The 25,545-nt window shown below is 66.0% G+C and carries 23 protein-coding genes; 6 read left to right on the top strand and 17 right to left on the bottom strand.

Annotated features, from left to right (window positions below):
* Positions 1-41: 41 nt before the first annotated feature.
* Positions 42-968: a LysR family transcriptional regulator gene (locus tag EYF70_RS13060; RefSeq protein WP_131145791.1), complete on the top strand. Its 927-nt coding sequence runs from the start codon at positions 42-44 to the stop codon at positions 966-968.
* Here the strand turns inward: EYF70_RS13060 and EYF70_RS13055 are convergent.
* Positions 965-1,264 (bottom strand): hypothetical protein, encoded by a 300-nt coding sequence (locus tag EYF70_RS13055; RefSeq protein WP_131145790.1) that lies wholly within the window; start codon positions 1,262-1,264, stop codon positions 965-967. The genes EYF70_RS13060 and EYF70_RS13055 overlap by 4 nt on opposite strands.
* 290 nt (positions 1,265-1,554) lie before the next feature.
* On the opposite strand from EYF70_RS13055, the gene EYF70_RS13050 reads away from it, so the two are divergent.
* A complete protein-coding gene (locus EYF70_RS13050) occupies positions 1,555-2,604 on the top strand; it encodes an alpha/beta fold hydrolase (protein ID WP_131145789.1) in 1,050 nt (349 codons plus the stop codon).
* Positions 2,605-2,607: 3 nt separating this feature from the next.
* Here EYF70_RS13050 and EYF70_RS13045 read toward each other — a convergent pair whose 3' ends face one another.
* From EYF70_RS13045 to EYF70_RS13030, 4 genes are read right to left on the bottom strand one after another with little or no spacing between them, the layout of a single operon-like run.
* Entirely contained in the window at positions 2,608-3,033 is a 426-nt protein-coding gene (locus EYF70_RS13045) for a GNAT family N-acetyltransferase (RefSeq protein ID WP_131145788.1), read from the bottom strand.
* A gap of 11 nt (positions 3,034-3,044) precedes the next feature.
* Complete coding sequence (locus EYF70_RS13040) at positions 3,045-4,040, bottom strand: NADP-dependent oxidoreductase (RefSeq protein WP_131145787.1); 996 nt, start codon at positions 4,038-4,040, stop codon at positions 3,045-3,047.
* Between the two features lie 39 nt (positions 4,041-4,079).
* Positions 4,080-4,859: an SDR family oxidoreductase gene (locus tag EYF70_RS13035; protein WP_131145786.1), complete on the bottom strand. Its 780-nt coding sequence runs from the start codon at positions 4,857-4,859 to the stop codon at positions 4,080-4,082.
* Position 4,860: 1 nt separating this feature from the next.
* Positions 4,861-5,163 (bottom strand): Dabb family protein, encoded by a 303-nt coding sequence (locus EYF70_RS13030; protein WP_131145785.1) that lies wholly within the window; start codon positions 5,161-5,163, stop codon positions 4,861-4,863.
* 282 nt (positions 5,164-5,445) lie between these two features.
* On the opposite strand from EYF70_RS13030, the gene EYF70_RS13025 reads away from it, so the two are divergent.
* Both EYF70_RS13025 and EYF70_RS13020 read left to right on the top strand, forming a co-directional pair.
* Complete coding sequence (locus EYF70_RS13025; RefSeq protein WP_131145784.1) at positions 5,446-7,158, top strand: MFS transporter; 1,713 nt, start codon at positions 5,446-5,448, stop codon at positions 7,156-7,158.
* A gap of 280 nt (positions 7,159-7,438) precedes the next feature.
* Entirely contained in the window at positions 7,439-7,942 is a 504-nt protein-coding gene (locus EYF70_RS13020; RefSeq protein WP_131145783.1) for a GNAT family N-acetyltransferase, read from the top strand.
* A gap of 6 nt (positions 7,943-7,948) precedes the next feature.
* Here EYF70_RS13020 and hisC read toward each other — a convergent pair whose 3' ends face one another.
* The 8 genes from hisC to queE form a co-directional block, all read right to left on the bottom strand.
* Positions 7,949-9,007, bottom strand: a complete 1,059-nt coding sequence (gene hisC, locus EYF70_RS13015) for a histidinol-phosphate transaminase (protein ID WP_131145782.1) — start codon at positions 9,005-9,007, stop codon at positions 7,949-7,951.
* Positions 9,008-9,033: 26 nt separating this feature from the next.
* Entirely contained in the window at positions 9,034-9,912 is an 879-nt protein-coding gene (gene nadC, locus EYF70_RS13010) for a carboxylating nicotinate-nucleotide diphosphorylase (RefSeq protein ID WP_131145781.1), read from the bottom strand.
* A 10-nt stretch (positions 9,913-9,922) separates the two neighbouring features.
* A complete protein-coding gene (nadA, locus tag EYF70_RS13005; protein WP_131145780.1) occupies positions 9,923-11,077 on the bottom strand; it encodes a quinolinate synthase NadA in 1,155 nt (384 codons plus the stop codon).
* 156 nt (positions 11,078-11,233) lie between these two features.
* Positions 11,234-12,832, bottom strand: coding sequence for an ABC-F family ATPase (locus tag EYF70_RS13000; RefSeq protein WP_131145779.1), 1,599 nt, complete (start codon positions 12,830-12,832; stop codon positions 11,234-11,236).
* Positions 12,833-12,921: 89 nt separating this feature from the next.
* A complete protein-coding gene (gene ldcA / locus EYF70_RS12995) occupies positions 12,922-13,839 on the bottom strand; it encodes a muramoyltetrapeptide carboxypeptidase (protein WP_229420847.1) in 918 nt (305 codons plus the stop codon).
* Positions 13,840-13,871: 32 nt separating this feature from the next.
* The gene (tadA, locus tag EYF70_RS12990) at positions 13,872-14,450 is read right to left on the bottom strand and encodes a tRNA adenosine(34) deaminase TadA (RefSeq protein WP_165497655.1); all 579 of its coding nucleotides are present in this window, start codon (positions 14,448-14,450) and stop codon (positions 13,872-13,874) included.
* Positions 14,443-14,889 carry a 6-carboxytetrahydropterin synthase QueD gene (gene queD / locus EYF70_RS12985; RefSeq protein ID WP_131145777.1) on the bottom strand — a complete coding sequence of 149 codons (447 nt, stop codon included), beginning with the start codon at positions 14,887-14,889 and terminating at the stop codon, positions 14,443-14,445. The genes tadA and queD overlap by 8 nt, the downstream gene beginning before the upstream one ends.
* A gap of 12 nt (positions 14,890-14,901) precedes the next feature.
* Positions 14,902-15,537, bottom strand: a complete 636-nt coding sequence (gene queE, locus EYF70_RS12980) for a 7-carboxy-7-deazaguanine synthase (protein WP_131145776.1) — start codon at positions 15,535-15,537, stop codon at positions 14,902-14,904.
* Positions 15,538-15,985: 448 nt separating this feature from the next.
* On the opposite strand from queE, the gene EYF70_RS12975 reads away from it, so the two are divergent.
* On the top strand, positions 15,986-16,969 hold the full coding sequence (locus tag EYF70_RS12975) for a sensor domain-containing diguanylate cyclase (RefSeq protein ID WP_229420846.1): 984 nt from the start codon (positions 15,986-15,988) through the stop codon (positions 16,967-16,969).
* 103 nt (positions 16,970-17,072) lie between these two features.
* Here the strand turns inward: EYF70_RS12975 and EYF70_RS12970 are convergent, their stop codons facing one another.
* A complete protein-coding gene (locus tag EYF70_RS12970) occupies positions 17,073-18,791 on the bottom strand; it encodes a DUF4214 domain-containing protein (protein ID WP_131145774.1) in 1,719 nt (572 codons plus the stop codon).
* Between the two features lie 281 nt (positions 18,792-19,072).
* On the bottom strand, positions 19,073-21,277 hold the full coding sequence (locus EYF70_RS12965; protein ID WP_131145773.1) for a prolyl oligopeptidase family serine peptidase: 2,205 nt from the start codon (positions 21,275-21,277) through the stop codon (positions 19,073-19,075).
* 175 nt (positions 21,278-21,452) lie between these two features.
* On the opposite strand from EYF70_RS12965, the gene EYF70_RS12960 reads away from it, so the two are divergent.
* The gene (locus tag EYF70_RS12960; protein ID WP_131145772.1) at positions 21,453-23,276 is read left to right on the top strand and encodes a GGDEF domain-containing protein; all 1,824 of its coding nucleotides are present in this window, start codon (positions 21,453-21,455) and stop codon (positions 23,274-23,276) included.
* Positions 23,277-23,345: 69 nt separating this feature from the next.
* On the opposite strand, the gene EYF70_RS12955 is transcribed toward EYF70_RS12960, so the two are convergent.
* Both EYF70_RS12955 and EYF70_RS12950 read right to left on the bottom strand, forming a co-directional pair.
* Positions 23,346-24,734, bottom strand: a complete 1,389-nt coding sequence (locus EYF70_RS12955) for a tetratricopeptide repeat protein (protein ID WP_131145771.1) — start codon at positions 24,732-24,734, stop codon at positions 23,346-23,348.
* Between the two features lie 180 nt (positions 24,735-24,914).
* Positions 24,915-25,541 (bottom strand): 3'-5' exonuclease, encoded by a 627-nt coding sequence (locus EYF70_RS12950; protein ID WP_131145770.1) that lies wholly within the window; start codon positions 25,539-25,541, stop codon positions 24,915-24,917.
* Positions 25,542-25,545 lie beyond the last annotated feature (4 nt).

The raw sequence follows: 25,545 nt of genomic DNA, 5'->3' as shown, positions 1-25,545 counted from the left end.
ATATAATCGGGTAGCACTTTCTCTCGCCGAATGAAAATCGCATGGCCATCCGCTTCGAAGATCTCTCGCTGTTTGTCCGCACCGCCGCCTGCGGCAGCTTCACCAAGGCCGCGCGCGAAGCGAACCTGCTGCCGGGCCAGGTCAGCGCCGCCATCATGCGGCTCGAGCGCGACCTCGATGTCCGCCTGTTCGCCCGCTCCACGCGCAGCCTGCGCCTGACCGACGAGGGCGAACGCTACCTGCCCTATGCCAGGGAGGTGATCGACCTGCTGCACAGCGGCCGCGACGAGCTGCACCGCGGCACCGACACCCTGGCCGGCACCCTGCAGATCACCGCGCCATCGGATTTCGGCCGCAACGTGCTGCTGCCGTGGCTGACGGCGTTTCGCCGCCGGCATCCGAAGCTGGAGCTGCGCGTGCAGTTTTCCGACCAGGTGACGGACGTGTTCCGCGACCCGGTCGACATCGCGCTCCGCTACGGCACCGTGCAGGATGCCAGCTTCGTGGCGCTGCCTGTCGCACCGGACAACCGGCGCGTGCTGGTGGCCGCGCCGGGCTATCTCGAGCAATGCGGCACGCCGCAAACGCTGGACGAGCTGCCGCGGCATTCCTGCCTGCTGTGGCACATGGGCGGCCGCCTCTATGACAAATGGGGCTTCCCGCTGGACAAGGGCCGCCGTACCGTGCAGGTCAAGGGCCCGCTGGCCAGCGACGATGCCGACGTGGTGCGCCGCTGGGCCATCGCCGGCGAGGGCATCGCCTACAAGTCGTGGCTCGACGTAAGCGCCGACGTGCAGGCCGGCCGGCTGGCCGTGGTGCTGCCCGGGCAGCCGGGCGAGACGGCGCCACTGCAGCTGATCTGCCCGCACCGGCGCCAGTTCTCACCGGCCGTGCGGCAATTGCATGCGCTGCTGGCGGAGCGCTGCGGAGAAATCGCCACGTTGCCGCCGCTGGGCACGCGCGGCTAGACCCGGCGCGGCGGCAGCGACAGCCCGGCCGGCGCGGCATCCCAGCGGCGGCTGCGGTGCTCCACCGCCTCGGGGTCCACCTCGAGCACGACACGTTCGATCTCCCGGGCCAGGTCCACGCCCGGTTCGCCCGCCAGCTCGCGGGCGATGGCCAGCGCCTTGGCCAGCCCGTAGCCGTATTTTTCCACCAGCAAGCCCGCCAGTTCGCGCGTTTCGGCGCCTCGCGCCACGTCCTTCAGCCGGTTGGCGGCATAGCGCCGCAGTTCGGCCAGCAGCCGTTCCTCCAGTTCATCCATCGATGCGCCTCCTCGCCTGTCACCCTTCTGTCTTGCCACCATCGGCTGGCCACCATCTTGGCAGCGTGGCGGCAGCTTCAGCGCACGGAAGGCGGCATCGGTTTGTATCCCGGCGTATCCGGCGCGGCCGGCGATACCTGCGCATGCAGGTGGCGCCGCCACGGACATTTCCCGGATACGTGGCGGCGGTGTAATGGCCTGGTCGATGCCGCAGGTGCGGAATCGCCACGACAAGCCGGACATGCACCGCGACACCGGCAGCGCGCCACCATTCATAAAAGGAGAACACCATGGACCAGGCAGTCAACCAGCGACGCCGCAACTTCCTGAACACCGCCGCCCTCGGCATCGCCGCCAGCCAGGCCGGCCTGATCGGCGGCGTGGCCGCCGCGCCGCCCGCCGCATCGTCCGGCGCGAGCGGCATTTCCCCTGCCTCCAGCAGGTTCACCACGATCCGCCAGGTCCGCGCCGGCGTACTTGATATCGGCTATGTCGATGCCGGTCCCGCGGATGGCCGTCCCGTGGTGCTGTTCCACGGCTGGCCGTACGACATCCATGCCTTCATCGACGTAGCGCCGATCCTCGCGGCCGCCGGCTATCGCGTCATCATCCCGCACCTGCGCGGCTATGGCACCACGCGCTTCCTTGCCGCGGACACGCCGCGCAACGGGCAGCAGGCCAGCTTCACCGCCGATGCGCTGGCATTCATGGATGCGCTGAAGATCGACCGGGCGATCGTGGCCGGCTTCGACTGGGGCGCGCGCATCGCCACCACGCTGGCTGCCCTGTGGCCGCAACGCTTCCACGCACTGGTGTCCGTCAGCGGCTACCTGATCGGCAGCCAGGAAGCCAACCGCAAGCCGCTGGCGCCACAGGCCGAGCTGCAATGGTGGTACCAGTATTACTTCGCCACGCCGCGCGGCGAGCTGGGGTACCGGGAAAACACCCATGCGTTTGCCCGGCTGATCTGGGCGCTGGCTTCGCCGCAGTGGAAGTTCGATGACGCGACATTCGCGCGTTCAGCGGCATCGCTCGACAACCCGGACCATGTGGCGATCTCCGTCAGCAACTACCGCTGGCGGCTCGGGCTCGCGCCTGGCGAACGCCGCTACGACAATCTGGAGCGCCAGCTGGCCGCGTTCCCCGACGTGACAGTGCCGACCATCACGATGGAAGGCGACGCGAACGGCGCGCCACATCCCGACCCGAAGGCCTATGCGAGAAAATTCACCGGCAAGTACCAGCATCGCCACCTGGCCGGCGGCATCGGCCACAACCTGCCGCAGGAAGCGCCACGCGCTTTCGCCCAGGCGATCCTGGATGTGGGCAAGCTGGTGTGACGCTCAGAACGCGCGCCGCATCGCCACGTGGGCTATTCCAGCTTCGTGGAACTCGTCGCCCACCTGTTCGAAGCCATGCGCGCGGTAGAACGATGCCGCATGGGTTTGCGCGGACAGCTCCACCTCGGGGTGGCCGCGTTCGCGGGCATGCGCCATCAGGCCGCGCAGCAGCGCGCTGCCGATGCCGGTGCCGCGCGCGTCCTTCATGACGGCCATGCGGCCGATATGGCCGTCCGGCAGCAGGCGGCCGGTGCCGACCGGGGTGCCGGCCGCGTCGTACGCGACGGCGTGCAGGCAGACGGCATCCTTCTCATCCATTTCCAGTTCGGCGGGAACGTTCTGTTCCTGCACGAAGACGGCGATGCGGATCACCTGCGCATCGGCGCTGAGCGTGGCCCAGTCGCCGTAACGGATTTCATGGGAGTTCATGCTCACCTCGTTCACATCAGTTTCACCAGTTGTTTGCCGAAATTGCGGCCCTTGAGCAGGCCGATGAAGGCTTGCGGCGCCGACGCCAGGCCTTGCGCCACGCTTTCACGGTACTTGAGCTGCCCGGTGGCCACCAGTGCGCCCAGCTCGGCCAGCCCGGCCGGCCAGCAATCGAGGTGCTCGGTGACGATGAAGCCGCTCAGCGTGATGCGGTTGGCCAGCAGCAGGCGCACATTGCGCATCGGGATGTCCGCGCCGTCGTAGCCGGCGATCATGCCGCACAGGGCGACGCGGGCGAACGGGTTGGTGCGTGCCAGCGCCGCGTCGAACACTTCGCCGCCCACGTTCTCGAAGATGCCGTCGATGCCGTCCGGCGCCGCGGCCTTCAGGTCGGCGCGCAGGTTGCCGGCGCGGTAATCGACGCAGGCATCGAAACCCAGTTCATCGACGACGTAGCCGCACTTTTCCGGCCCGCCGGCGATGCCGACCACGCGGCAGCCGCGCAGCTTCGCCAGCTGGCCGACGGCGCTGCCCACCGCGCCGCTGGCCGCCGAGACGCAGACGGTCTGGCCAGGCGCTGTCTCCAGGATGCGGTTCAGGCCATACCACGCCGTCATGCCCGGCATGCCGACCGCGCCGAGGTAGGCGGACAGCGGCACCGCGGCCGTGTCCAGCTTGCGCAAGCCGGTGCCGTCCGACACGGCCAGTTCGGCCCAGCCGCCCATCGCGGCGACGAAGTCCCCTTCGGCGAACGACGGGTGGCGCGACGCGACCACTTCGCCGACGGTGCCGCCGATCATGGTCTCGCCCAGCGGCTGTGGCGCGGCGTAGCTGCGGGCGTCGTTCATGCGGCCCCGCATGTAGGGATCCAGCGACAGGTAGTGATTGCGGACCAGCAGTTGCCCGGCCGCGAGTTCGGGGACCGGCACGGTCTCGAGCCGGAAGTGTTCCGGCGTCACTTCACCCTGCGGACGGGCCGCCAGTACGATCCTTTGATACGTTATCATCTGCTTCCTGAACCTTTGTTTCGTCTGAATTCGTTGTCTTCAGACGGCGGAAACGCCGCCGTCGATGGCCAGTACCTGGCCGGTGATGTGCCGCCCCGCCGCGGAGGCGAACAGCACGACGGCGCCCTTCAGGTCGTCGTCGCCGCCCAGCCGGCCCAGCGGGGCCTCGGCGGCCAGCCGCCCGCCCATCTCGTCGAGCAGGCCGCGCGTCATCTTCGACGGGAAAAAGCCCGGCGCGATGGCGTTGACGTTGATGCCGTAGGCGCCCCACTCGCCCGCCAGCGTGCGCGTGAAGTTCACGATCGCCCCCTTGGATGTGTTGTAGGCCAGCGTTTTCATCGTACCGGGCGGGTTGCCGGCCAGGCCGGCGATCGAGGCGACATTGATGATGCTGCCCGCGCGGCGCGGGATCATCGAACGGCGGCCGATGGCTTGCGTGAGCAGGAACACGCCGCGCACGTTCAGGTTCATCACGCGGTCCCACGCCTCGGGCGGCGTGTCCTCGGCTGGCGCGGCCCAGCTGGCGCCCGCGTTGTTGACGAGGATGTCGACGTGGCCGAGCCGGTCCAGCGCCGCCAATGCCAGGGCGTCCGCCGCGGCCGGATCGGCCAGGTCGGCCACCACGGCGTGCGCCACGATGCCCTGGGCCGCCAGCGTGGCCAGTGCTTCGTCGAGCCCGGCCTGCCGGCGCGAGGCGATCGCCACGGTGGCGCCCTGTTCGCCCAGCGCCATCGCCATCTGCAAGCCCAGCCCGCGCGAGCCGCCCGTGACCAGGGCGGTCTTGCCGTGCAGGCTGAAGAGCTCGCGCACGGCGGTCACGTCACACCTCGTAATCCATGCACTGGCGCGCTTCGCGCACGGCGCCGATGAACGGTTTCAGCGCCACGTGCTGCGGATGGTCCAGGTAGGCGTCCAGCGCGGTTTTGTCGGCAAACTCGGAGTACAGCACCACGTCGTACGTCGCTTCCAGGCCCGGCTGGGCCAAGACCACCTCGAAGGTACCCATGCCCGGCACCAGGCCGATGCATGCGTCCAGCAACTGCTTCATCTTGCGCGCGTTGGTGGCGCGGTCGGCGCCTTCCGCCTCGTCCTTCAGCTTCCACATCACGATGTGCTTGATCATTCCTGCATCCTTGTCGTTTGCTTAAGTCTATAAGCGCGGGAGGATACCACACCGCTTGCGCAGGTCCCATCCCCTGCGCGCGACCAGACGATGCAGGCGGCGGCTCCGGGCAGGCATTGCCGACTCCGGAAGATGCGGGTCGCGGCGCCAATTGGGTACCATGCTGTAAGGTTCGCGTAAGTTTCATGAAAGAATCGCGTAAGTTTCGGCGCCCACACTGGGCTGGCCAAAATAACCGGGACTTACCCGGACGGCACAACCGATAAACTGGAGACTACTATCATGGCTAGCACATCTGGCACCGCGGATCCGCGGAACCTTGGGGGCAAGGGCAAGTCGACGGCGATGACCAAGGAGGAGAAGAAAGTCATCTTTGCTTCCTCGCTCGGCACCGTATTCGAGTGGTATGACTTTTACCTGTACGGTTCGCTCGCATCGATCATCGCCAAGCAATTCTTCATCGGCGATCCCACCACCACCTTCATCTTCGCGCTGCTGGCCTTTGCCGCCGGTTTCATCGTCCGCCCGTTCGGTGCCGTCGTGTTCGGCCGCCTGGGCGACATGATCGGCCGCAAGTACACGTTCCTGATCACGATCCTGCTGATGGGCATGTCCACGTTCATCGTCGGCCTGCTGCCGGGCCATGCATCGATCGGCATCGCCGCGCCGATCATCCTCGTCACGCTGCGCATCCTGCAAGGGCTGGCGCTGGGCGGCGAGTACGGCGGCGCCGCCACCTACGTGGCCGAGCACGCGCCGGAGGGCAAGCGCGGCCTGTTCACGTCGTGGATCCAGACCACCGCCACGATGGGCCTGTTCCTGTCGCTGCTGGTGATCCTGGCCACCCGCACGGCCGTCGGCGAGGAAGAATTCCAGGCCTGGGGCTGGCGCATTCCATTCCTGGTCTCCGTGCTGCTGCTGGGTATTTCGGTGTGGATCCGGATGGCCATGCAGGAGTCCCCCGCTTTTGCCAAGATGAAAGCGGAAGGCAAGACCTCGAAGGCGCCGCTGTCGGAAGCGTTCGGCCAGTGGAAGAACCTCAAGATCGTCATCCTGGCGCTGGTGGGCCTGACGATGGGCCAGGCCGTGGTGTGGTACACGGGGCAGTTCTACGCGCTGTTCTTCATGGAAAAGACGCTGATGATCGAATCGGCCACGGCCAATATCCTGATCGCGGTGGCGCTGCTGCTGGCCACGCCGTTCTTCGTGATCTTCGGCGTGCTGTCGGACCGCATCGGCCGGAAGTGGATCATCATGGGCGGCTGCCTGATCGCCGCGCTGACGTACTTCCCGATCTTCAAGGCGCTGACGCACTACGGCAATCCGCAACTGGAAACCGCGCAGACCAACGCGCCGGTGGTGGTGGTGGCCGATCCGGCCTCCTGCCACTTCCTGTTCAACCCGACCGGCACGAAGAAATTCCCGTCGTCTTGCGATATCGCGACGAGCGTGCTGTCGGCTTCCTCGGTGAACTACACGCGCCAGGATGCACCGGCCGGCACGGTCGCCATGATCAAGGTGGGCGACAAGGAACTGACGTCGTTCAACGCCGCCATGACCGCGGATAACCTGAACTTCGATGCGGCCAGCAAGGCGCGGGAAACCGCCTTCAAGGCGCAGGTCACCACCGCGATCCGCGAGGCCGGCTACCCGGCCAAGGCCGATCCCGAGCGGATCAACAAGCCGATGATGGTGCTGCTGCTGTTCATCCTCGTGCTGTACGTGACGATGGTGTACGGCCCGATCGCCGCGATGCTGGTAGAGATGTTCCCGACCAAGATCCGGTACACGTCGATGTCCCTGCCCTACCACATCGGCAACGGCTGGTTCGGCGGCCTGCTGCCCACCACGGTGTTCGCGCTGGTGGCGTTCAAGGGCGACATCTACTACGGCCTGTGGTACCCGATCGTGGTGGCCCTCGTCACGTTCGTGATCGGCGCGCTGTTCGTGCGTGAAACCAAGGACCGCGACATCTACGCCGCCGACGCCGACTGATTCCAGGCGCCTCGACCGCGACGCAAGGCTACCTTCGGGTGGCCTTTTTACTGACGCGCTGGTCGCAAGACAACACCGGGACAAGCCAACCCAGATGCAAATTCCGGGGTCAGACCCGCCGGGTCTGACCCCAGCCCTTCGCTGTTGGGGTGAATGCATGCACTCCCAATGTGTCGGATAGCGCTTAACTTAATAACATGAGCGACAGTCCCCGATTTTTTGGCCACAGCTGTGACCCGGCCGCTACAATGGGTTTCCGTGAACTCGACAATCAAAGCCCATGACTGAACCCTCCTTCACGATCCGCCCCTTCACGGCCGCCGAGTGGCCGGCGTGGCGGGCGCTCCGCCTGCGGGCGCTGGCCGATTCGCCGGATGCGTTCGCGGCGACATTGGCCGATGCGCAGGCGCGCGCGGACGAGACGTGGCAGGCCTTGCTGGCGCAGACAGTGGCGTCGGCGCGGCACCTGCCGCTGCTGGCCGAGGTGGGCAAGCAGCCGGCCGGGCTGGCGTGGGTGAATATCGAGGGTGATACGGCCACGCTGTACCAGGTGTGGGTGGCGCCGGAGCACCGCGGGCGCGGCATTGCACAGGCGCTGCTGGCGCGGGCGATCGGCTGGGCACGCGAACGGGGCGCCGCGGCGGTGGCGCTCGAGGTCACCACGGGCGATACGCCGGCGGTGCGCCTGTACAAGCGGATGGGTTTCAACGAAACGGGAGCGCCCGTCCCGATGGCGAACCGGGATGGACTGCAGGAGCAAGCCATGCGCCTGCTCCTGGTCTGAAGCGGGTCAGGCCACCAGCTCGCGCAGCGCGGCAACCAGCTTGTCGCACTCGGCGTCGGTGCCGATCGAGATGCGCAGGAATTGCTCGATGCGGGGTTGCCGGAAATGGCGCACCAGGATGGCCCGCTCGCGCAGCGCGGTGAGCAACGCCATCGCGTCATGGCGCGGATGCCGTGCAAACACGAAATTTGTGTGCGATGGCACGACATCGAACCCAAGCGCCCGCAGGTCGCCCGTCAGGCGCTCACGGGTCGCGATGATGGCGGCGCGCGTCTGCTCGAAATAGGCCGTATCCTCGACGGCGGCCACGGCGCCGGCCAGGGCGATCTGGCTGAGCGGATAGCAGTTGAAACTGTTTTTCACCCGCTCCAGCCCCGCGACCAGGTCGGCGTGGCCCAGCGCGAAGCCGACCCGCAGGCCGGCCAGCGAGCGCGATTTCGAGAACGTCTGCACCACCAGCAAGTTGTCGTAGCGGTCGATCAGCGTGGCCGCGCTTTCGGCGCCGAAGTCCACGTAGGCTTCGTCGACCACCACCACCCGGTCCGGATGCATGGCCAGCAGCCGTTCGATATCGGCCAGCGGCAGCGCATGGCCGGTCGGCGCATTCGGGTTCGCCAGGATGACGGCGCCGCAAGGCTGGTCGTAGTCCGCCACGTCGATCTCGAAGCGCTCGTTCAACGGCACGGTGCGCTGGGCGATGCCATACAGCTTGCAGTAGGTCGGATAGAAGCTGTAGCTGATGTCCGGCGACAGCAGCGGCAACTCGTGCTTGAGCAGCCCCTGGAATACATGGGCCAGCACTTCGTCGGAGCTGTTGCCGATGAAGACCTGCTCGCGCCGCAGCCCGTGGCTGGCCGCCAGCGCATCCTTCAGCGCCGTGCCGTTCACGTCGGGATAAGTGCGCAAGCCATCGCCGGCCGCTTCCCGTATGGCGGCCAGCGCCAGCGGCGAAGGGCCATACGGGTTTTCGTTGGCATTGAGTTTGACCAGGCCAGGCATGTGCACCTGTTCACCCGGCGTATACGGGGTCAGTCGACGGACGACGTCACTCCAGAACCGGCTCATTCACGTCCTTTCAGATTTCGACATGCTCAGCCCGCGGCATCGCCGACGATGCGCAGCGAATAATCGGTGGCCCTGACATCCTTGGTGAGCGCGCCGATCGAGATGCGGTGCACGCCCGTCTCGGCGATTGCGCGGACCGTGTCGAAGTTCACGCCGCCGGACGCTTCCAGCAAGGCGCGGCCGCGGTTGACCTGCACCGCTTCGCGCATCATGGCGAGATCGAAGTTATCCAGCAGGATCGAGGTGGCGCCGGCGGTGAGCGCCTCTTCCAGCTCGACGAGATTTTCCACTTCGACCTGGATCGACACGTTGCCGCCCGCGTTCTTCGCGGCCACCAGCGCGGCGGTGATGCCGCCCGCCGCCGCGATATGGTTTTCCTTGATCAGGATGCCGTCGTACAGGGCCAGGCGCTGGTTCTGGCCGCCGCCGACGCGCACCGCGTATTTCTGCGCCAGGCGCAGGCCCGGCAGGGTCTTGCGGGTATCGAGGATGGCGGCGTGCGTGCCGGCGATCGCATCGACATAGCGGCGCGTGGCCGTGGCGACACCCGACAGCAGTTGCAGGAAGTTCAGCGCCGACCGCTCGGCGGTGAGGAGCGCGCGCGATGGGCCGACCAGCGTGCAGACCGGGGAATCGGCCTTCATCGACTCACCCTCGGCGTAATGCCACTCGATGCCGATCGCCGAATCCAGCGCATGCATGATGCCTTCGAACCAGGGGGCGCCGCACAGCACGGCATCCTCGCGGACGATCACGCGGGCCACGGCGCGGCTGGCCTCGGGGACCAGCTTGCCGGTCAGGTCGCCGGTGCCCACATCTTCCAGCAGCGCGGCCAGCAGGTTGCCCTCGAAGGCGCGGGTCAGCGCCGCGTCGAACGGCGCGAAACGATTTACCAATGTGCTCATAATGAAATACTCATGCAGGTCCGATTCCCGAAAACAGTTTGGCTTCTTGTGCGAGGTCGGCGCCCGGCGCCACCCTGGCCTTCTTCGCCGCGGCAAAATCGAGCATGCGGTTGATCGATACCTTGGCCTGCTCGCCCACGGCCGGATCGACGTGAATTTCGTTGGACAGGTTTTCCAGCACGTCGGCCAGGTTGCGCAAGCCGTTCATGGCCATCCACGGGCAGTGCGCGCAGCTCTTGCACGTGGCGCTGTTGCCGGCGGTCGGCGCTTCGATGAAGGTCTTGGTGGGCGCGGCCAGGCGCATCTTGTGCAGGATGCCGTTGTCGGTGGCGACGATGAACTTGGTAGCCGGCAGGCTGACGGCGGCCGCGATCAGCTGCGACGTGGACCCGATCACGTCGGCCTGGTCGACCACGTTGGCTGGCGATTCCGGGTGCACCAGCACTTTCGCGTCCGGATGCTCGGCCTTCAGCAAGTTCAGTTCGACGCCCTTGAACTCGTCGTGCACCAGGCAGGAACCCTGCCACAGCAGCATGTCCGCGCCGGTCTGCTTCTGGATGTACGAACCCAGGTGTTTATCCGGCGCCCACAGGATCTTCTTGCCCTGCTCGTGCAGGTGCTGGACGATGTCCAGCCCGATCGACGAGGTCACCATCCAGTCGGCGCGCGCTTTCACGGCGGCGCTGGTATTGGCATACACGACCACGGTGCGGTCCGGATGCTGGTCGCAGAACGCGGCGAATTCGTCCGGATCGCAGCCCAGGTCCAGCGAGCAGGTCGCGTCCAGGTCCGGCATCAGGATGGTTTTTTCAGGCGACAGGATCTTCGCCGTCTCGCCCATGAATTTCACGCCGGCCACCACCAGCGTCTGCGCCGGATGGTCGCGGCCGAAGCGCGCCATTTCCAGCGAATCGGACACGCAACCGCCGGTCTCCTCGGCCAGGTCCTGCAGGTCGGCATCGACGTAGTAGTGGGCCACCAGCACGGCATTGCGCTCGCGCAGCAGCGTGCGGATGCGCTCCTTCAGCAGGATCTTCTCGTCCGCCGGCACGGGTGCCGGCGTGCGCGCCCACGCATGGGCCACGCAGCTGCCGCCCTGTTCGTTCTGCTCCAGCAGCGGCTTTTCGTATTCGACGGTCTTTACAGGAATAGCTACGGTATTCATCACTAGAGTGTCTCGCAAATTATCCTCAACAGTTCGGGGCCTCGAGAAAGCGTAATGAGCGGCGTCATACCTGGTTGAGGAACGGAACCGTACTTTAGTACGGTGAGTACCGGAGACCAGCGTATGGCGTCGCGCAATAGCTTTATCGAGGTCCCCTCAGCTGATGCCTTGGCTGGTCAGGTATTCTTCGTAGTTGCCGCGGAAGTCGACCACTTCGTTTTCCTTGATCTCGATGACGCGGTTGGCCAGCGACGACACGAATTCACGGTCGTGCGACACGAAAATCAGGGTGCCGGCGTACTTGTCGAGCGCGATGTTCAGCGATTCGATCGATTCCATGTCCATGTGGTTGGTCGGCTCATCGAGCAGCAGCACGTTGTGGCGGCCCAGCATCAGCTTGCCGTACATCATGCGGCCCTTTTCCCCGCCGGACAGCACGCGCACGGATTTCTTCACTTCGTCGCCGCCGAACAGCAGGCGGCCGAGGATGGAGCGCACGGCCTGGTCGTCATCGCCCTCTTTCGTCCAGCGGCCCATCCAGTCGGTCAGGTTGGCGTCGGTGGCGAATTCCTCGGTCGGATCCTGCGGCATGTAGCCGACATTGGCGTTCTCGGCCCATTTCACGAAACCGGTGTCGGGCTGCAGGCTGGCCAGTTCGCCGGCGATACAGCGCAGCATCGTGGTCTTGCCGGCGCCGTTCGCGCCGATGATGGCGATGCGCTCGCCCGCCTCGACCATGATCGAGAAGTTCTTGAACAGGGTCTTGTCGTAGGTTTTCGAGATGTTCTCGACTTCCACGGCCAGGCGGTGCAGCTTCTTCTCGCCCTCGAAACGCACGAACGGATAGGCGCGCGAGGAAGGCTTGATATCTTCCACCTTGATCTTGTCGATCATCTTGGCGCGCGACGTGGCCTGGCGCGCCTTCGACTTGTTGGCCGAGAAGCGGCGCACGAAGTCCTGCAGTTCGGCGACCTTTTCCTTGGCCTTGGCGTTGTTGGCCAGCTGCTGGTTGCGCGCCTGCGTGGAAGCGAGCATGTAGTCGTCGTAGTTGCCCGGGTAGATCTTCAGCGTGCCGTAATCCATGTCGGCCACGTGCGTGCACACCTGGTTCAGGAAGTGGCGATCGTGCGAGATGATGATCATCGTCGAGTTGCGCTGGTTCAGCACATCCTCGAGCCAGCGGATGGTGTTGATGTCCAGGTTGTTGGTCGGTTCGTCGAGCAGCAGGATATCCGGGTTCGAGAACAGCGCCTGCGCCAGCAGCACGCGCAGCTTCCAGCCCGGCGCCACGGCGCTCATCGGCCCCTGGTGCAGCTCGATCTCGACACCGGCGCCCAGCAGCAGTTCGCCGGCGCGCGCTTCGGCCGTGTAGCCGTCGTATTCGGCGACCTTGCCTTCCAGGTCGGCGGCCTTCATGTAGTCGTCGTCGGTGGCTTCCGGATTGGCATAGATCGCGTCGCGTTCCTGCATCGCGGCCCACATCTCGGTGTGGCCCATCATGACCACGTCCAGCACGCGCATTTCCTCGTACGCGAACTGGTCCTGGCGCAGCTTGCCCAGGCGTTCATTCACATCGAGCATGACGTTGCCGGCCGACGGCTCCAGGTCGCCGCCGAGGATCTTCATGAAGGTGGACTTGCCGCAGCCGTTGGCGCCGATCAGGCCGTAGCGGTTGCCGTCGCCGAACTTGACGGAGATATTCTCGAACAGCGGCTTGGCGCCGAATTGCATGGTGATGTTTGCGGTGGATAGCACTGATGAGCCCTTGCGTAGATGTATTTCGATGAACCGCGCATTTTATCATTTCCATTGCCGGCCTGGCACGGGGCAGGCGGCGCCGGCTGTCACAGGTACGGCTGGGCCAGCGTCGGGTAGTCGCCGACGGTGAGATCGAAGCCCTCGGCATCCGATGTCAGGCGCGCCAGGCCGCCGTACGGCAGCGTGCAGTGGTGCTTCACATGCCCGAACGGCAGCCCGGTGAGCACGGGGATCGGCAGCGTTGCGCGCAGGTAGGCCAGCATGGCGTCGAAGTCGTAGCCGTTGTCGAAGGGCGCCAGCCGGTAACCGGAAAAATCGCCCAGCACCAGCGCACGCTGGCCATCCAGCGCGCCCGCGTACAGCAGCTGCAGCACCATCCGCTCGACGCGGTACGGATGCTCGTTGATGTCTTCGATGAACACGATGCCGCCCGCGATGGGCGCGAAATATGGCGTGCCGAGCAGGTGGTTCAGCATGGCCAGGTTGCCGCCCCACAGGCGACCTTCGACATCGACGGCCGGGTTGCCGGTGGCGCTGCCGCGCACGGCGTGGGTGGGGCCGCGCAGGCATGCGCTGAACTGGTCCAGCGTGTACGCCACCGGTTCGTCACGGATGAGATCGGCGCACACCATCGGGCCGGCGAAGCTCTTTCGGCCGGTGGCGGCCATCAGGCCCATGTGGAATGCCGTGAAATCGCTGTAGCCGACGAACAGCTTGCCACTGTCGGCCATGGCGCGGAAATCGATACGGGGCAGGATGCGCGAGAGCCCGTACGAGCCGCGCAGCGCCATGACCACCTGCACGTCCGGATCGCGGGCAGCCGCTTCCAGCTGCCCCAGCCGGCCGGCATCGGTGCCGCCGAAGCGCTGATACTTGTCCGCCGGCTGGTAATAGTTATGGACGGTGCAGCCCTGCTGCTCGAGCCGGGCAATGCCGCGCGCCAGCGCGTCATCGTCCAGCGCACTGCCGCTCGGGGCGACGATGGCGATAGCGATTTGGTTCAAGATGGATCCCGCGAATAAGAGGCGGGGCCATCTTACTCGCCGGTGCCGCCCCCAGCAAGACGCGCGTCGACGATCGCCGCCCGCTCGGCCTCATTCTGGCTTGCCACCCGCGCGGCGCGGGCTGCGGCGCGGCGGCTGGCAAAGAAGGCCTTCAGCAGGTTGCCGCATTCCTCGTCGAGGACTCCGCCGACGGCCGCCGTATGGTGGTTCAGCTGTTCCGACGCGAACAGGTCGACGACGGAACCGGCCGCGCCGGTCTTCGGGTCGCGCGCGCCATACACCACCTTCGCCAGCCGCGCATGCATCATCGCGCCGGAACACATCACGCAGGGCTCCAGCGTCACGTACAGTTCGCAGCCGGGCAGCCGGTAGTTGCCCAGGACCCGGGCGGCGGCGCGCATGGCGACGATTTCCGCGTGCGCGGTGGGATCATGGCCGGTGATCGGCTGGTTGAAGCCGCGCGCGATGACGACGCCGTCCTTGACGACGACCGCGCCGACCGGGACTTCGCCCAGGTCCCAGGCGCGCTGCGCCTCGGCCAGCGCTTCGCGCATGAACGATTGCCCGCCGCTGTCGGCGGTGCAGCCGTCGCCCGCCCCTGCCTCAGGCATCGGTGATCTCGGCCCAGCAGTTCGGGGTCTCGTGCAGCACCAGCTTGTGCAGCTTCAGGCCGGTGCCGTAGCGGTCCTTGTAGGCCGCCTTCAGGATGCCGAAGGCCACGGCGGCCAGGTTTTCCACGGTGGGGATGCGGTCGATGACGACGGTCTTGTGGCCCGGCAGCGACGCCAGGAATTCCTTCACGGCGCTATCCTTCTCGTAGACCAGGAAAGCATGGTCCCAGACGTCGACCAGGTGCTCCTTGGCCAGCGCCTTGACGTCGGAAAAGTCCATGATCATGCCGTTGTCGGAATTGCCTTCGGCCGCGATCACTTCGCCGGTCAGCGTGATCTCCAGCGTGTAGCGGTGCCCGTGCAGGTTGCGGCACTGGCTCTTGTGGTCGGGAATGCGGTGGCCGGCATCGAATTCCAGCTTGCGGGTAATGGTCAACATGGGAGGAGCAGTTCAGGGAATGTTCAGGAGTTTGTGGGTCTGCAGCGACAGCTTCCATTTCGGATGCCGCTTGCATGTTTCGATCGCCAGCGTGGTGTTGAAGGCCGCCAGCGGGCCATCCATCGGCTGCACGAAGAAGTTGTCGAAGTCCAGGTGCTCGTAGTCGCGCAAGTCCTGGTTGGCTTGCGGGATCACCACCTTCAGTTCGTTGCCTTTCGCAACGACGAGCTGCGCGCCCACTTTAGGGCTGACGCAGACCCAGTCGATGCCGGGCGGGACGGCAACCGTGCCGTTGGTTTCGATGGCGATCGTGAAGCCGGCCGCATGCATGGCATCGATCAGCGGCCCATCGAGTTGCAGCAGCGGTTCGCCGCCGGTAAAGACGACGTACTTGCTGGCGGGATAGGTGTCCGGCCACAGGCTGTCGATCACCTCGGCCAGTGCCTGCGGCGTGGCGAACTTGCCGCCCCGCTCGCCGTCCGTGCCGACGAAGTCCGTGTCGCAGAACTGGCAGGTGGCGCTGGCGCGGTCGCTTTCGCGGCCGGTCCACAAGTTGCAGCCGGCAAAGCGGCAAAACACCGCCGGGCGTCCGGCGTGGGCGCCCTCGCCCTGCAGCGTATAGAAAATCTCTTTGATACTGTAAGTCACGATGAATCCTGGTGGACCGGCCGGGCCGGCCGGATTGGCGGGGCTTGGCCGGATGGCGAACCCTCGATTATATGCCAAAGCGCGGCGGCCGGCGGTGGTGGCCATTGATAGTTACCTGCAAGTAACGTCAGCTGTGCGGGGTACAGCGGCCGGGGCCGGGCCGCTGACGGCTGGTGATGCGATAGTGGCAGCAGGGTCGCCTGGCGGGGACTAGCCGGGGCCGGTATTCCGCCCGCTTTTCGACCGGGTCTCGTCTTCGGCCATTCCGCCCAGCCCGCTTACCGCACATTTGTTCCCAATCAAACGTCGGCCCGATACCGCAATGCACAATCAAGATTCAGCACAACAAATGCTGAAATAACGGAGCAATAAGATAACGCCGTCCAACGCGATCGACTATCCGGGCCCGCCAATGATGAACTCGCAGAAAATAAGTAACGCGCAAAGAGTGCACCACCTGATCGATGGATCCCGCTCCGGCCAGCCCGACGGCGATGCGTTCAGGCTGCTCGAGCTGCTGGCCATTCCCGCATTCGTGCTCGATGCGCGCGGCCGGGCCGTCGCGTGGAACCGTGCATGCGAGCGGCTGACCGGCGTACCGGCCAGCGACGTGCTCGGCACCACCGATACGTGGCGCTGTTTCCACCGTACTCCGCATCCGACACTGGCCGACCTGGTGGTCCAGCAGCGCACCCACGAGGCGCCGGCGCTGTACGACGCCCATGCCCAGCCCTGCGAGGAACCGGGCCACCTGAGCGCCGAAGGGTGGTGCGACATGCCGCGCGGCGGCCGGCGCCGCTACCTGGCGGTCGACGTCAGCCCCATTTGCAACGAGCTCGGCGGCCTGGCCGCCGTGGTGCAGACGCTGCGCGACATGACCGAGGAAAAACAGGCCCAGATTGCGCTCGAACAGCTGGCCACGCGCGACGCGCTGACCGGGCTGGCGAACCGCCGCTGCTTCGACGATACGCTGCATGCCGAGTGGCAGCGCGCGCTGCGCCAGCAGCAGCCGCTGTCGCTGCTGATGGTCGACGTGGACAATTTCAAGCAGTACAACGATGCGTATGGCCACGTGGGCGGCGACGACTGCCTGCGGCGGGTTGCCGGCGCGGTGGCCAAGGAAATGCGCGCGAACGACCTGGTGGCGCGCTACGGCGGGGAGGAATTCGCCGTGATCCTGCCGAACCAGTCGCTGAAGGGCGCCGCCATCGTGGCCGAGCGCATGCGCTGCCGCGTCGAGCAACTGCACCTGCCGAACCTGGGGGCAGCCGGGCAATGCGTCACCATCAGCATCGGCGCCGCGACGGCGCTGCCGGCGCCCGAGTACGAGCCGGTGCAATTGCTGGCCGAGGCCGACGCGGCGTTGTACCGCGCCAAGCACATGGGCAGAAACCGCATCAGCCTGCCACTGGAAATGGCGTCGGCGCACTGAGCAGGCGCTGAATGGAGGAACCGGCGCCCTGGTCTGGCGCAGGATGAAGGAACCGGCGCCCGGGTCTGGCGCCGGACTGGGAAATCGGCTGCGCTCCGGCCGATCAGCCGCCGAATGGCAGGTAGTCCACGCCGTCGCTGATGCCGCCGGCCAGCGTGGCACGGAATTCGGTCGATTCCGAGAACCCCGTCAGGATGTCGCCGCGGGGCACGCCGCCCTCCAGTGCGCCCAGCCAGAAATTGAAGCCCTCCTGGTCGAATTGACGGTCGAGCACGTTCGCGTACAGCTGCGTCAGGTAGCCTGCGTTGTCGAGCGCGCCATAGCGCTGCAGGAACTCCGGGCTGTTGGCGAAATGCTCGGCGATACCGGACAACTGCGCGCCGCCATCCATGGCCTTGAGCCAGAAGCCGATGCCCGATTCGTCCGGCGTGCGGTCGAACGCGGCGGCGTACAGCCGGTAGAGCTGGCCGGCGGTGCCGCCGACGTCCAGGGCAATGTTCCCGTCGGCAAATTGCAGGCGTTCCACGTTGACCAGCACATCGGTGACGCCGGATGTCTTCGCGGTGACGCTGTAGCCTTCGGCAACGGCGTTCACGTCATACGTGCCGCGTGCACCGCCGAACAGCACCGTGTCGAGCCCCGCGGCGCCATCGATGCGCACGGCGGTCGACACGGCGGTGATGGTGTCGTTGCCGGCGGTGCCCACCTGGCTCGTCGTCGCGCTGAACGCGTCGATGCCCAGCGTGCGGTCGGCAAAACGCAGGCTTTCGATGCCGGACAGCAGATCGGTGCCCTCGCCCGTCACGGTCAGCGTGTTGCCGTCGCGGACCACGGTGTAGCTGGCGAAGCTCTTGGCGAACACCACCGTGTCCTGCCCGCCCGCGCCGGTGATGGTGTCGCTGCCCGCGCCCAGGTGGAACGTGTCGGCCGCGGCGCCACCGGTCAGCCGGTTGCCGGCGCCGTTCGCGTAGAACGTTGTCCCGCCGGCCCCGCCGATCGCGTTTTCGATCGTCACGCCATAGGCGATGGAGACATTGTTCAAGCCCCGCGCGGTTTCGCTGAAGGCGCCCGCGTTCAGGTTGATCACGGTGGCTCCCGTGCAGGCGGAGAAGTCGAGCGTGTCGGTTCCGCCGGCATCCCACAGGCACATCGGCGCCGTGCCGCTGCTGAAATCGTACTCGTCGTTCCCGCTGTGATAGCGCGTGTTCGCGCCATACAGGTACTGGATCGCCTGGATGTCGTACATCATCAGCGTGGTCTGGAACTTGTGGTTGATCGCGTAGCCGGTCGGATCGTTGTATGACATCAGCGTGTAATCGCCGTTGTCGGTAGCAGCCGGCAGGAACGGGCCGTCGACATCGGAGCCGGTCGCGTTGTAGTCGCCCGGATGCTTCAGGCCCAGCATGTGGCCGATCTCGTGCATCACGACCGACGGTCCGTAGCTGCCCACCGAAAAATCGGAATTGTACGAGAGCTTGTTGTTCAGGTACATCTGTACCGAGGGGATGCCGATCCCCGGCAGGTAGGCATAGGCGCTGGTACTGGTGCCCTGCGTATTCGTGCCGAATTGCAGCTGCGCCGTCGACGACGCTACCTCGACAAACGAAATATTGGCCACCGATGCCCACTCGCCCAGTGCCTCGCGCACGGCTGACTGTTGCACCGATGACATCGCCTTGAAGCCGGTCCGGTCATCCGCCGAAGCGTCGATGGGCGCGCGCGTCAGGAAGCTGTAGGTCAGCGTCACAGGCGTGTCCGCCGTCCTGTTCCAGCTGCTGTAAACGAGTGCGTCGATGGCGTTGCTGCCAGAGGTGAGGCTCATGGTCGCTCCAGGGCTTGAAAAGTTCGATGCGAATGGTAGCATGATTAGGGAATGCCTTGCGGCAACATCGTGCTGATGGGTGTCACCCCCAGGTCCGCCCGTTGTCGGCGACAGACAGGATGCTCGAACCATCCATTCAAGCACAAGGGGCGCCGAAGCGCCCCTTGTGCTGTCAACCAACGTTGTCAATCAGCTTGACAAATCAACATTGTCAGTCGACTTCTTGTCGACCTCCGCATCATTTCTGCACGTATTCCAGGCAACCGTGCCAGTCCGCTTGCTTACCGCGCTGCGCCGCTGGACGACGGGCTCGCTGCCGTGACCGGGGCGGCCTGCATGCCCAGGGTGCGCGACAGGAAACCCCAGCGATCGGCCACTTCCTCGATCTGCTTCGAGGTCGGCTTGCCGGCGCCGTGGCCGGCCTTGGTTTCGATACGGATCAGCACCGGTGCCGGCCCGCCCTGGGCCGCCTGCGCGGCGGCGGCGAACTTGAAGCTGTGCGCCGGCACGACGCGGTCATCGTGGTCGGCCGTGGTGACCATCGTGGCCGGGTAGCAGGTGCCGGCTTTCAGGTTATGCAGCGGCGAGTACTTGACCAGCGCCTTGAACTCTTCCGGGTTGTCGGACGAACCATAGTCGGACGTCCATGCCCAGCCGATCGTGAATTTATGGAAACGCAGCATGTCCATGACGCCCACCGCTGGGAGTGCCGCGCCGAACAGGTCCGGCCGCTGCGTCATCGCCGCGCCCACCAGCAGGCCGCCGTTGCTGCCGCCGCCGATCGCCAGCTTGGCCGGCGACGTCACCTTGTTGGCCACCAGCCATTCGGCCGCGCCGATGAAATCGTCGAACACGTTCTGCTTGCGCAGCTTGGTGCCGGCCTGGTGCCATTCCTCGCCGTACTCGCCGCCGCCGCGCAGGTTGGCCATCACGTAGACCCCGCCCATTTCCACCCATGCCAGGTTGGCCACCGAGAACGCCGGCGTCAGCGGCACGTTGAAGCCGCCGTAGCCGTACAGGTAGGTCGGGTTGCTGCCGTCGCGCTTGATGCCCTTCCTGGCGACGATGAACATCGGCACGCGCGTGCCATCCTTGCTGGTGAAGAATTCCTGGCGCGTTTCATACGCGTCCGGGTCGAAATCCACCTTCGGCTGGCGATACACGCTGCTCTTGCCCGCTTTCAGGTCGTAGCGGTAGATCGTGGTCGGCGTGGTGAAGCTGGTGTACGCGTAGAACGTTTCCGTGTCGCCGCGCTTGCCCGCGAAGCCGCCGGCCGAGCCGATGCCGGGCAGCGCCACGTCGTGCAGCGGCTTGCCCTTCAGGTCGAAGACCTTGACGGCGCTGTAGGCGTCGGCGAGGTATTCGGCGACCAGCTGGCCATTGACGATGTTGGCGCCTTTCAGGGTCTGTTTTGCTTCCGGCACGATCTCCGTCCACTTGCCGTTGCGCACGTCGATCGCGGCAATGCGCGACTTCGGTGCGTTCTTGTCGGTGACGAAGTAGAACAGCGGGCCGTCGTTGTCGATGAAGGCATACGACGCGTCGAACGCCTCGAGCAGGCCGGCGACCTTGCCGTCCTTCTGCTTCAGGTCCTTGATGAACACGCGGTTCTTCGGATCGGTGCCCTGGGTGGCGTTGATGACGAGGTAGCGGCCGTCATCGGTGACTTCGGCCTGGAAGCCCCATTCCTTCTGGTCCGGGCGGTCATACACGAGGATGTCGCGCTCCTGCGGCGTGCCAAGCTTGTGGAAGTACAGTTTCTGGAAGTAGTTCACGCCAGCCAGCTTGGCGCCTTCGGCCGGCTCGTCGTAGCGGCTGTAGTAGAAGCCGGAACCGTCGTGCGCCCAGGCCGTGCTGGAGAACTTCACCCACTTGATATGGTCTTGCGTGTCCTTGCCGGTATCGATGTCGCGCACGCGGATCTCGTTCCAGTCCGAGCCGGACGCCGCGGTGCTGTAGGCCAGGTACTTGCCCTGCGGGCTGATGGCGATGCCGGCCAGCGCCACGGTGCCGTCGCTGGCCAGCGTGTTCGGATCGAGCAGCACGCGCGGCTGTTCATCCAGCGTTTTCACCGTATAAAGCACGGCCTGGTTCTGGAGTCCGTCGTTGCGGCTGTAGAAGTAGCGTCCGCCTTCCTTGAACGGCACCGAATAGCGCTCGAAGTTCCACAGTTGCGTGAGGCGCTGGCGGATCGCCGCGCGCTCGGGGATCTGGCCGAGGAAGGCTTGCGTCAGCCGGTTCTGCTCGTCGACCCAGGCGCGGGTCTCGGCGCTGTTGGCATCTTCCAGCCAGCGATAGGGGTCGGCGACCGTGGTGCCGTGGTAATCGTCGCGCTGGTCGACTTTCTTGGTGACCGGGTAGGTCAGCGGGCGTTGCTGGCTGGTGCCGGGCGCACAGGCCTGGGCCAGCGCATGGCCGGTGGTGCCGGCGAGCAGCGCCGCAGCGGCGGTAGCGGCGGCAGCGAGGGTAGCGCGTTTCAGATGCATGAATATCCTTGTGATGTGGAAGTCCGCGTCCGCGTGGCGGACTTTTCGATCATATCGCCAACCATGGCGAATATGAAAGGTTCTGCCGCCGCGTACGGCGCAGTTTATTCGGCCGTTTCATCAGCCCGTCACAATTTATTCATACCATTCCGGCGACTTGTTTAAGTGAACCCATGTGAAATCCGCTTCCGCCACCCTGCCTGCCAACGTCAGCTACCTGCGCGCGCCTGCCGGCGATCCAGCCTGCGCGCACCTGCTCGACATCCTCGCGCGGCGTCGGCTGACCGCGCTGTTCCAGCCGTTGATCCGCACGCAGACGGGCGAGATCATCGGCTACGAAGGCTTGATCCGGGGTCCCTCGGACAGCCCGCTGCACGCGCCGATGAAGCTGTTCGCGGCGGCGCGCGAGCACGGTCTGGCGCTGGAAGTGGAATACCTGTGCCGCCGCGTCGTGCTGGAACGCTTTGCCGAACTGGCGCTGCCCGGCAAGCTGTTCCTCAACGTGAGCCCCGAATGCCTGCTGCCGCGGCGTGGCGGCGAGGGCGAAACCCTCGGCTGCATCCGCCAGCTGGGCCTGCAACCGGACCGCGTGATCATCGAACTGACGGAAAACCAGCCCACCTACGACTATGAACGGATGCGCGAGGCAGTCTTGCACTATCGTGCGCGCGGCTTTGAAATCGCCATCGACGACCTGGGCGAAGGCTTTTCCAGCCTGCGGCTGTGGTCGGAGCTGCGGCCCGAGTACGTCAAGATCGACATGCATTTCATCCAGGGTATCAACCAGGATCCGGTGAAGCTGCAGTTCGTACGCTCCATCCAGGAAATCGCGGAAGAGTCGCAGACCCTGGTGATCGCCGAGGGCATCGAGCAAGGCGCCGAACTGATGGTGCTGCGCGATCTCGGGGTCGCCTTCGCACAAGGCTACCACCTGGGCCGCCCGCAGGCCGAGCCGGTCCGCGCGATGCCCGCCGAGGTGCTCGGCGCGCTGGCGCGCGGCGGCGTGGCCGTGTATCCGCAGCGTGGAGTGGAGAAAACCGCCGTGAGCATCGTGAAGCTGCTGCACCATGTTGACGCCGTGTCGACGGCGGTGACGAACAACGAGGTGTACCAGCGCTTCGAAGCCGATCCCGCGCTGATGATCATCCCCGTGGTGGACGACGGCGTGCCGCTCGGCCTGATCTCGCGCTTCGTGATGATCGACCATTTCGCCCGCCCCTACGAACGCGAACTGTATGGCAGGAAGTCGTGCCGGCAATTCATGGATGCCAGGCCGCTGGTGGCCGACAAGGGCACCAGCCTGCAAGACCTGTCCTGCCGGATGGCCGCCTCGGCGGCCCACCACCTGTTCAACGGTTTCATCATCACCGACGGCGGCCGCTACCTCGGCATGGGTACCGGCCACGACCTGATGCGCGAGATCACGCAGCTGCAGATTCATGCGGCGCGCTACGCGAACCCGCTGACCGGCTTGCCGGGCAACGTGCCCATCAACGAGCATATCGACCGGCTGCTGCATAGCGGCACGCGCTTCTGGGCATGCTACTGCGACCTCGATCACTTCAAGCCGTTCAACGACGTGTACGGTTACCGGCGCGGCGACGACGTGATCGGCCTGCTGGGCCACATTCTCGCGCGCCACAGCGACCCGGACCGAGATTTCGTCGGCCACATCGGCGGCGATGATTTCATGATCCTGTTCCAGAGCGAGGATTGGGAGGCGCGCTGCCGCGCGATGCTGGCCGAGTTCGGCGCCAGCGGAGCGGAGTTCTACAGCGCGGAAGACCGCGAACGGGGCGGCTACCTGGGCGAGGACCGGCAGGGCCGGAAGGTATTCCATCCGCTGATGAGCCTGTCGATCGGCGCGATCCGGGTGGAACCGCGGCAATTCCATTCGCACCACCAGATCGCCACCAGCGCGGCGGAAGCCAAGAAGCAGGCCAAGAAAATCCACGGCAACAGCCTGTTCCTCGACCGGCGGCAGTCAGTGGCGCACTGAGCCGCCGCTGGCTGCATGCCGGCACGACGCCTTCGCTGCGCCGGGCCGGCGCGGCGATGGGCCAGAGGGTCAGGCGCGGTGGGCGTCGCGCCAGCGCCGCGTCATCATTTCCGCCGAGCCGATTTCCTCGCGCGTCAGCCGGCATTCGATCAGCTTGCGATTGTTGCACGCGGTTTCATCGCCCGCCTCGGCCGCCAGCGAAATCCACATGTACGACAGCACCGGATCACGGTCGACACCGCGGCCGCCGGCGTACATGCCGCCCAGGTTGTACTGCGCCAGCGGATGGCCCTGCTCGGCGGCCCTGCGGTACCAGGCCACCGCCTCGGCATCGTCGCGTGGCACGCCGTGGCCGTTCGCGTACATGACACCGAGGTTGTTCTGCGCGCTTGCGTCGCCCTGCTCGGCGGCGTGGCGGTACCAGGCCACGGCGCGGACTTCATCCTTGGCCACGCCGTGGCCGTTCGCATAGATGACGCCGACATTGAACTGGGCATTCGCCGCGCCCTGCTCGGCCGCCTTGCGGTACCAGGCCAGCGCTTCTGCCGGATCGCGCGCCACGCCGCGGCCCTGCGCGTACATGCCGCCCAGGTTGTACTGGGCCAGCGCATGCCCGGCGCTGGCGGCACGGCAGTACCAGTCGAAGGCCAGCGCTTCATCCTTGCGGGCGCCATGGCCGTTCGACAGCATCACGCCCAGGTTGAATTGCGCATCGACATCGCCCTGCTCGGCGGCGCGGCGCAGCCATGAGCAGGCCCGCTCCAGGTCCACCGCCACGCCGCGCCCTTCCGCGTACGCGACGCCCAGGTGGCGCTGCGCGGCGGCCATGCCCTGCGCAGCGGCCTGCCGGTACCAGGCCACCGCCTGGGTATCGCTCTGCAGCACGCCATGGCCGCGCCGGTACATCAGGCCCAGGTTCAGCTGCGCCGTCGCATCTCCCTGCAATGCCGCCTTGCGGAACCACGCCAGCGCCAGCTGGAAATTGCGCTTCGTGCCGAGACCTTGCGCATAGGCTTCGCCGAGCAGCGCCTGGGCGCTGGCCACGCCCTGCCCTGCCGCGCGGCAAAACCAGGTCAGTGCCGTCTCATCGCTGCGCGGCACGCCCCGGCCCTTGCGGTACATCAATCCGAGATTCTGCTGTGCCGAGGCATCTCCCTGACGCGCGGCCATGCGGAACCAGAACACGGCTTCGGTATCGTCCGGCCGGGTGCCCACGCCGTTGTAGTACATGGCGCCCAGGTGGTTCTGGGCGAAGGCGATACCCTGCAATGCCGACAGGCGCATCCAGACGAAGGCGGCATCGTCATCGCGCCGGACGCCCTTGCCGCGCTTGTACATCAGCGCGAGGTTGAACTGCGCGTACGCGTCGCCCTTGCCGGAAGCTTCGCGAAACCACGCGTGTACGTCCGCATCCTTGTTCGGGTAGCGGTCGTCCTTGTTCGGGTAACGGTCGTTCATGCCTGCTCCCCCATCGTGCGCGTTGGTTTGTTGCATAAAGCTTAATAAACCATTGCGCATACCTTTTGAGAAGGCTCAATCGGCGGACCGGTTGGTCGTGGTCGGCGACGCGGTGGGAAAGGTTGATGCGGCGCGACGCGCCGCCCGGCGCGGCACGCTAGACGGCGCCGGGCTGCCCGGTCACTGCGCTGTGGCGGACTGCTTGCGGAGGAACGCGGCGACCTTGGCGGCGGCCAGCTTGTTGACCGACATCAGCAGTGCCGGTTCGACGGCGGCGATGCCATAGCTTGACGCAAGATGGCGGCCGATGTGCAGCAGCACTTCGGCGGCCACTTCCGCGTCGGCCTCGGCCCGGTGGGCGGTACCGCGGAACGGAATGCCGAGCTGGCTGCCCAGGTTGCCGAGCTTGTAGCTGTACAGCTGCGGATAAACGCGGCGCGACAGTTTCAGCGAGCATACCGTACCGGCATGCATGGGAGCCATGCCCAGGCGGGTGCTTTCGGCGCGCAGGAACTTTTCGTCGAAGCTGGCGTTGTGCGCCGCCAGCGCATCGGCGCCGATGAAGTCAAGCAGGCGCGGCACCACCTCGTGCGCGGGCGGCGCCGTGTCGACCATCTGCTGGGTGATGCCGGTCAGGCTGGTGATGAAGGACGGCACCCGCACGCCGCAATTGACCAGCGATACATAGCGCTCGACGATCACGCCATCGGCGATGCGCAGCGCCGCCACTTCGGTGATGCGGTCGCCCATGTCCGGCGACAGCCCGGTGGTCTCGAAGTCCAGCATCACGATCGGTTTCGTCAACATGGGG

It is taken from the genome of Pseudoduganella albidiflava, from assembly GCF_004322755.1.
Lineage (GTDB): Bacteria > Pseudomonadota > Gammaproteobacteria > Burkholderiales > Burkholderiaceae_D > Rugamonas > Rugamonas albidiflava.
Note: the sequence above shows the minus strand (reverse complement) of the source record. Positions and strands in the feature narration are given on the sequence as shown.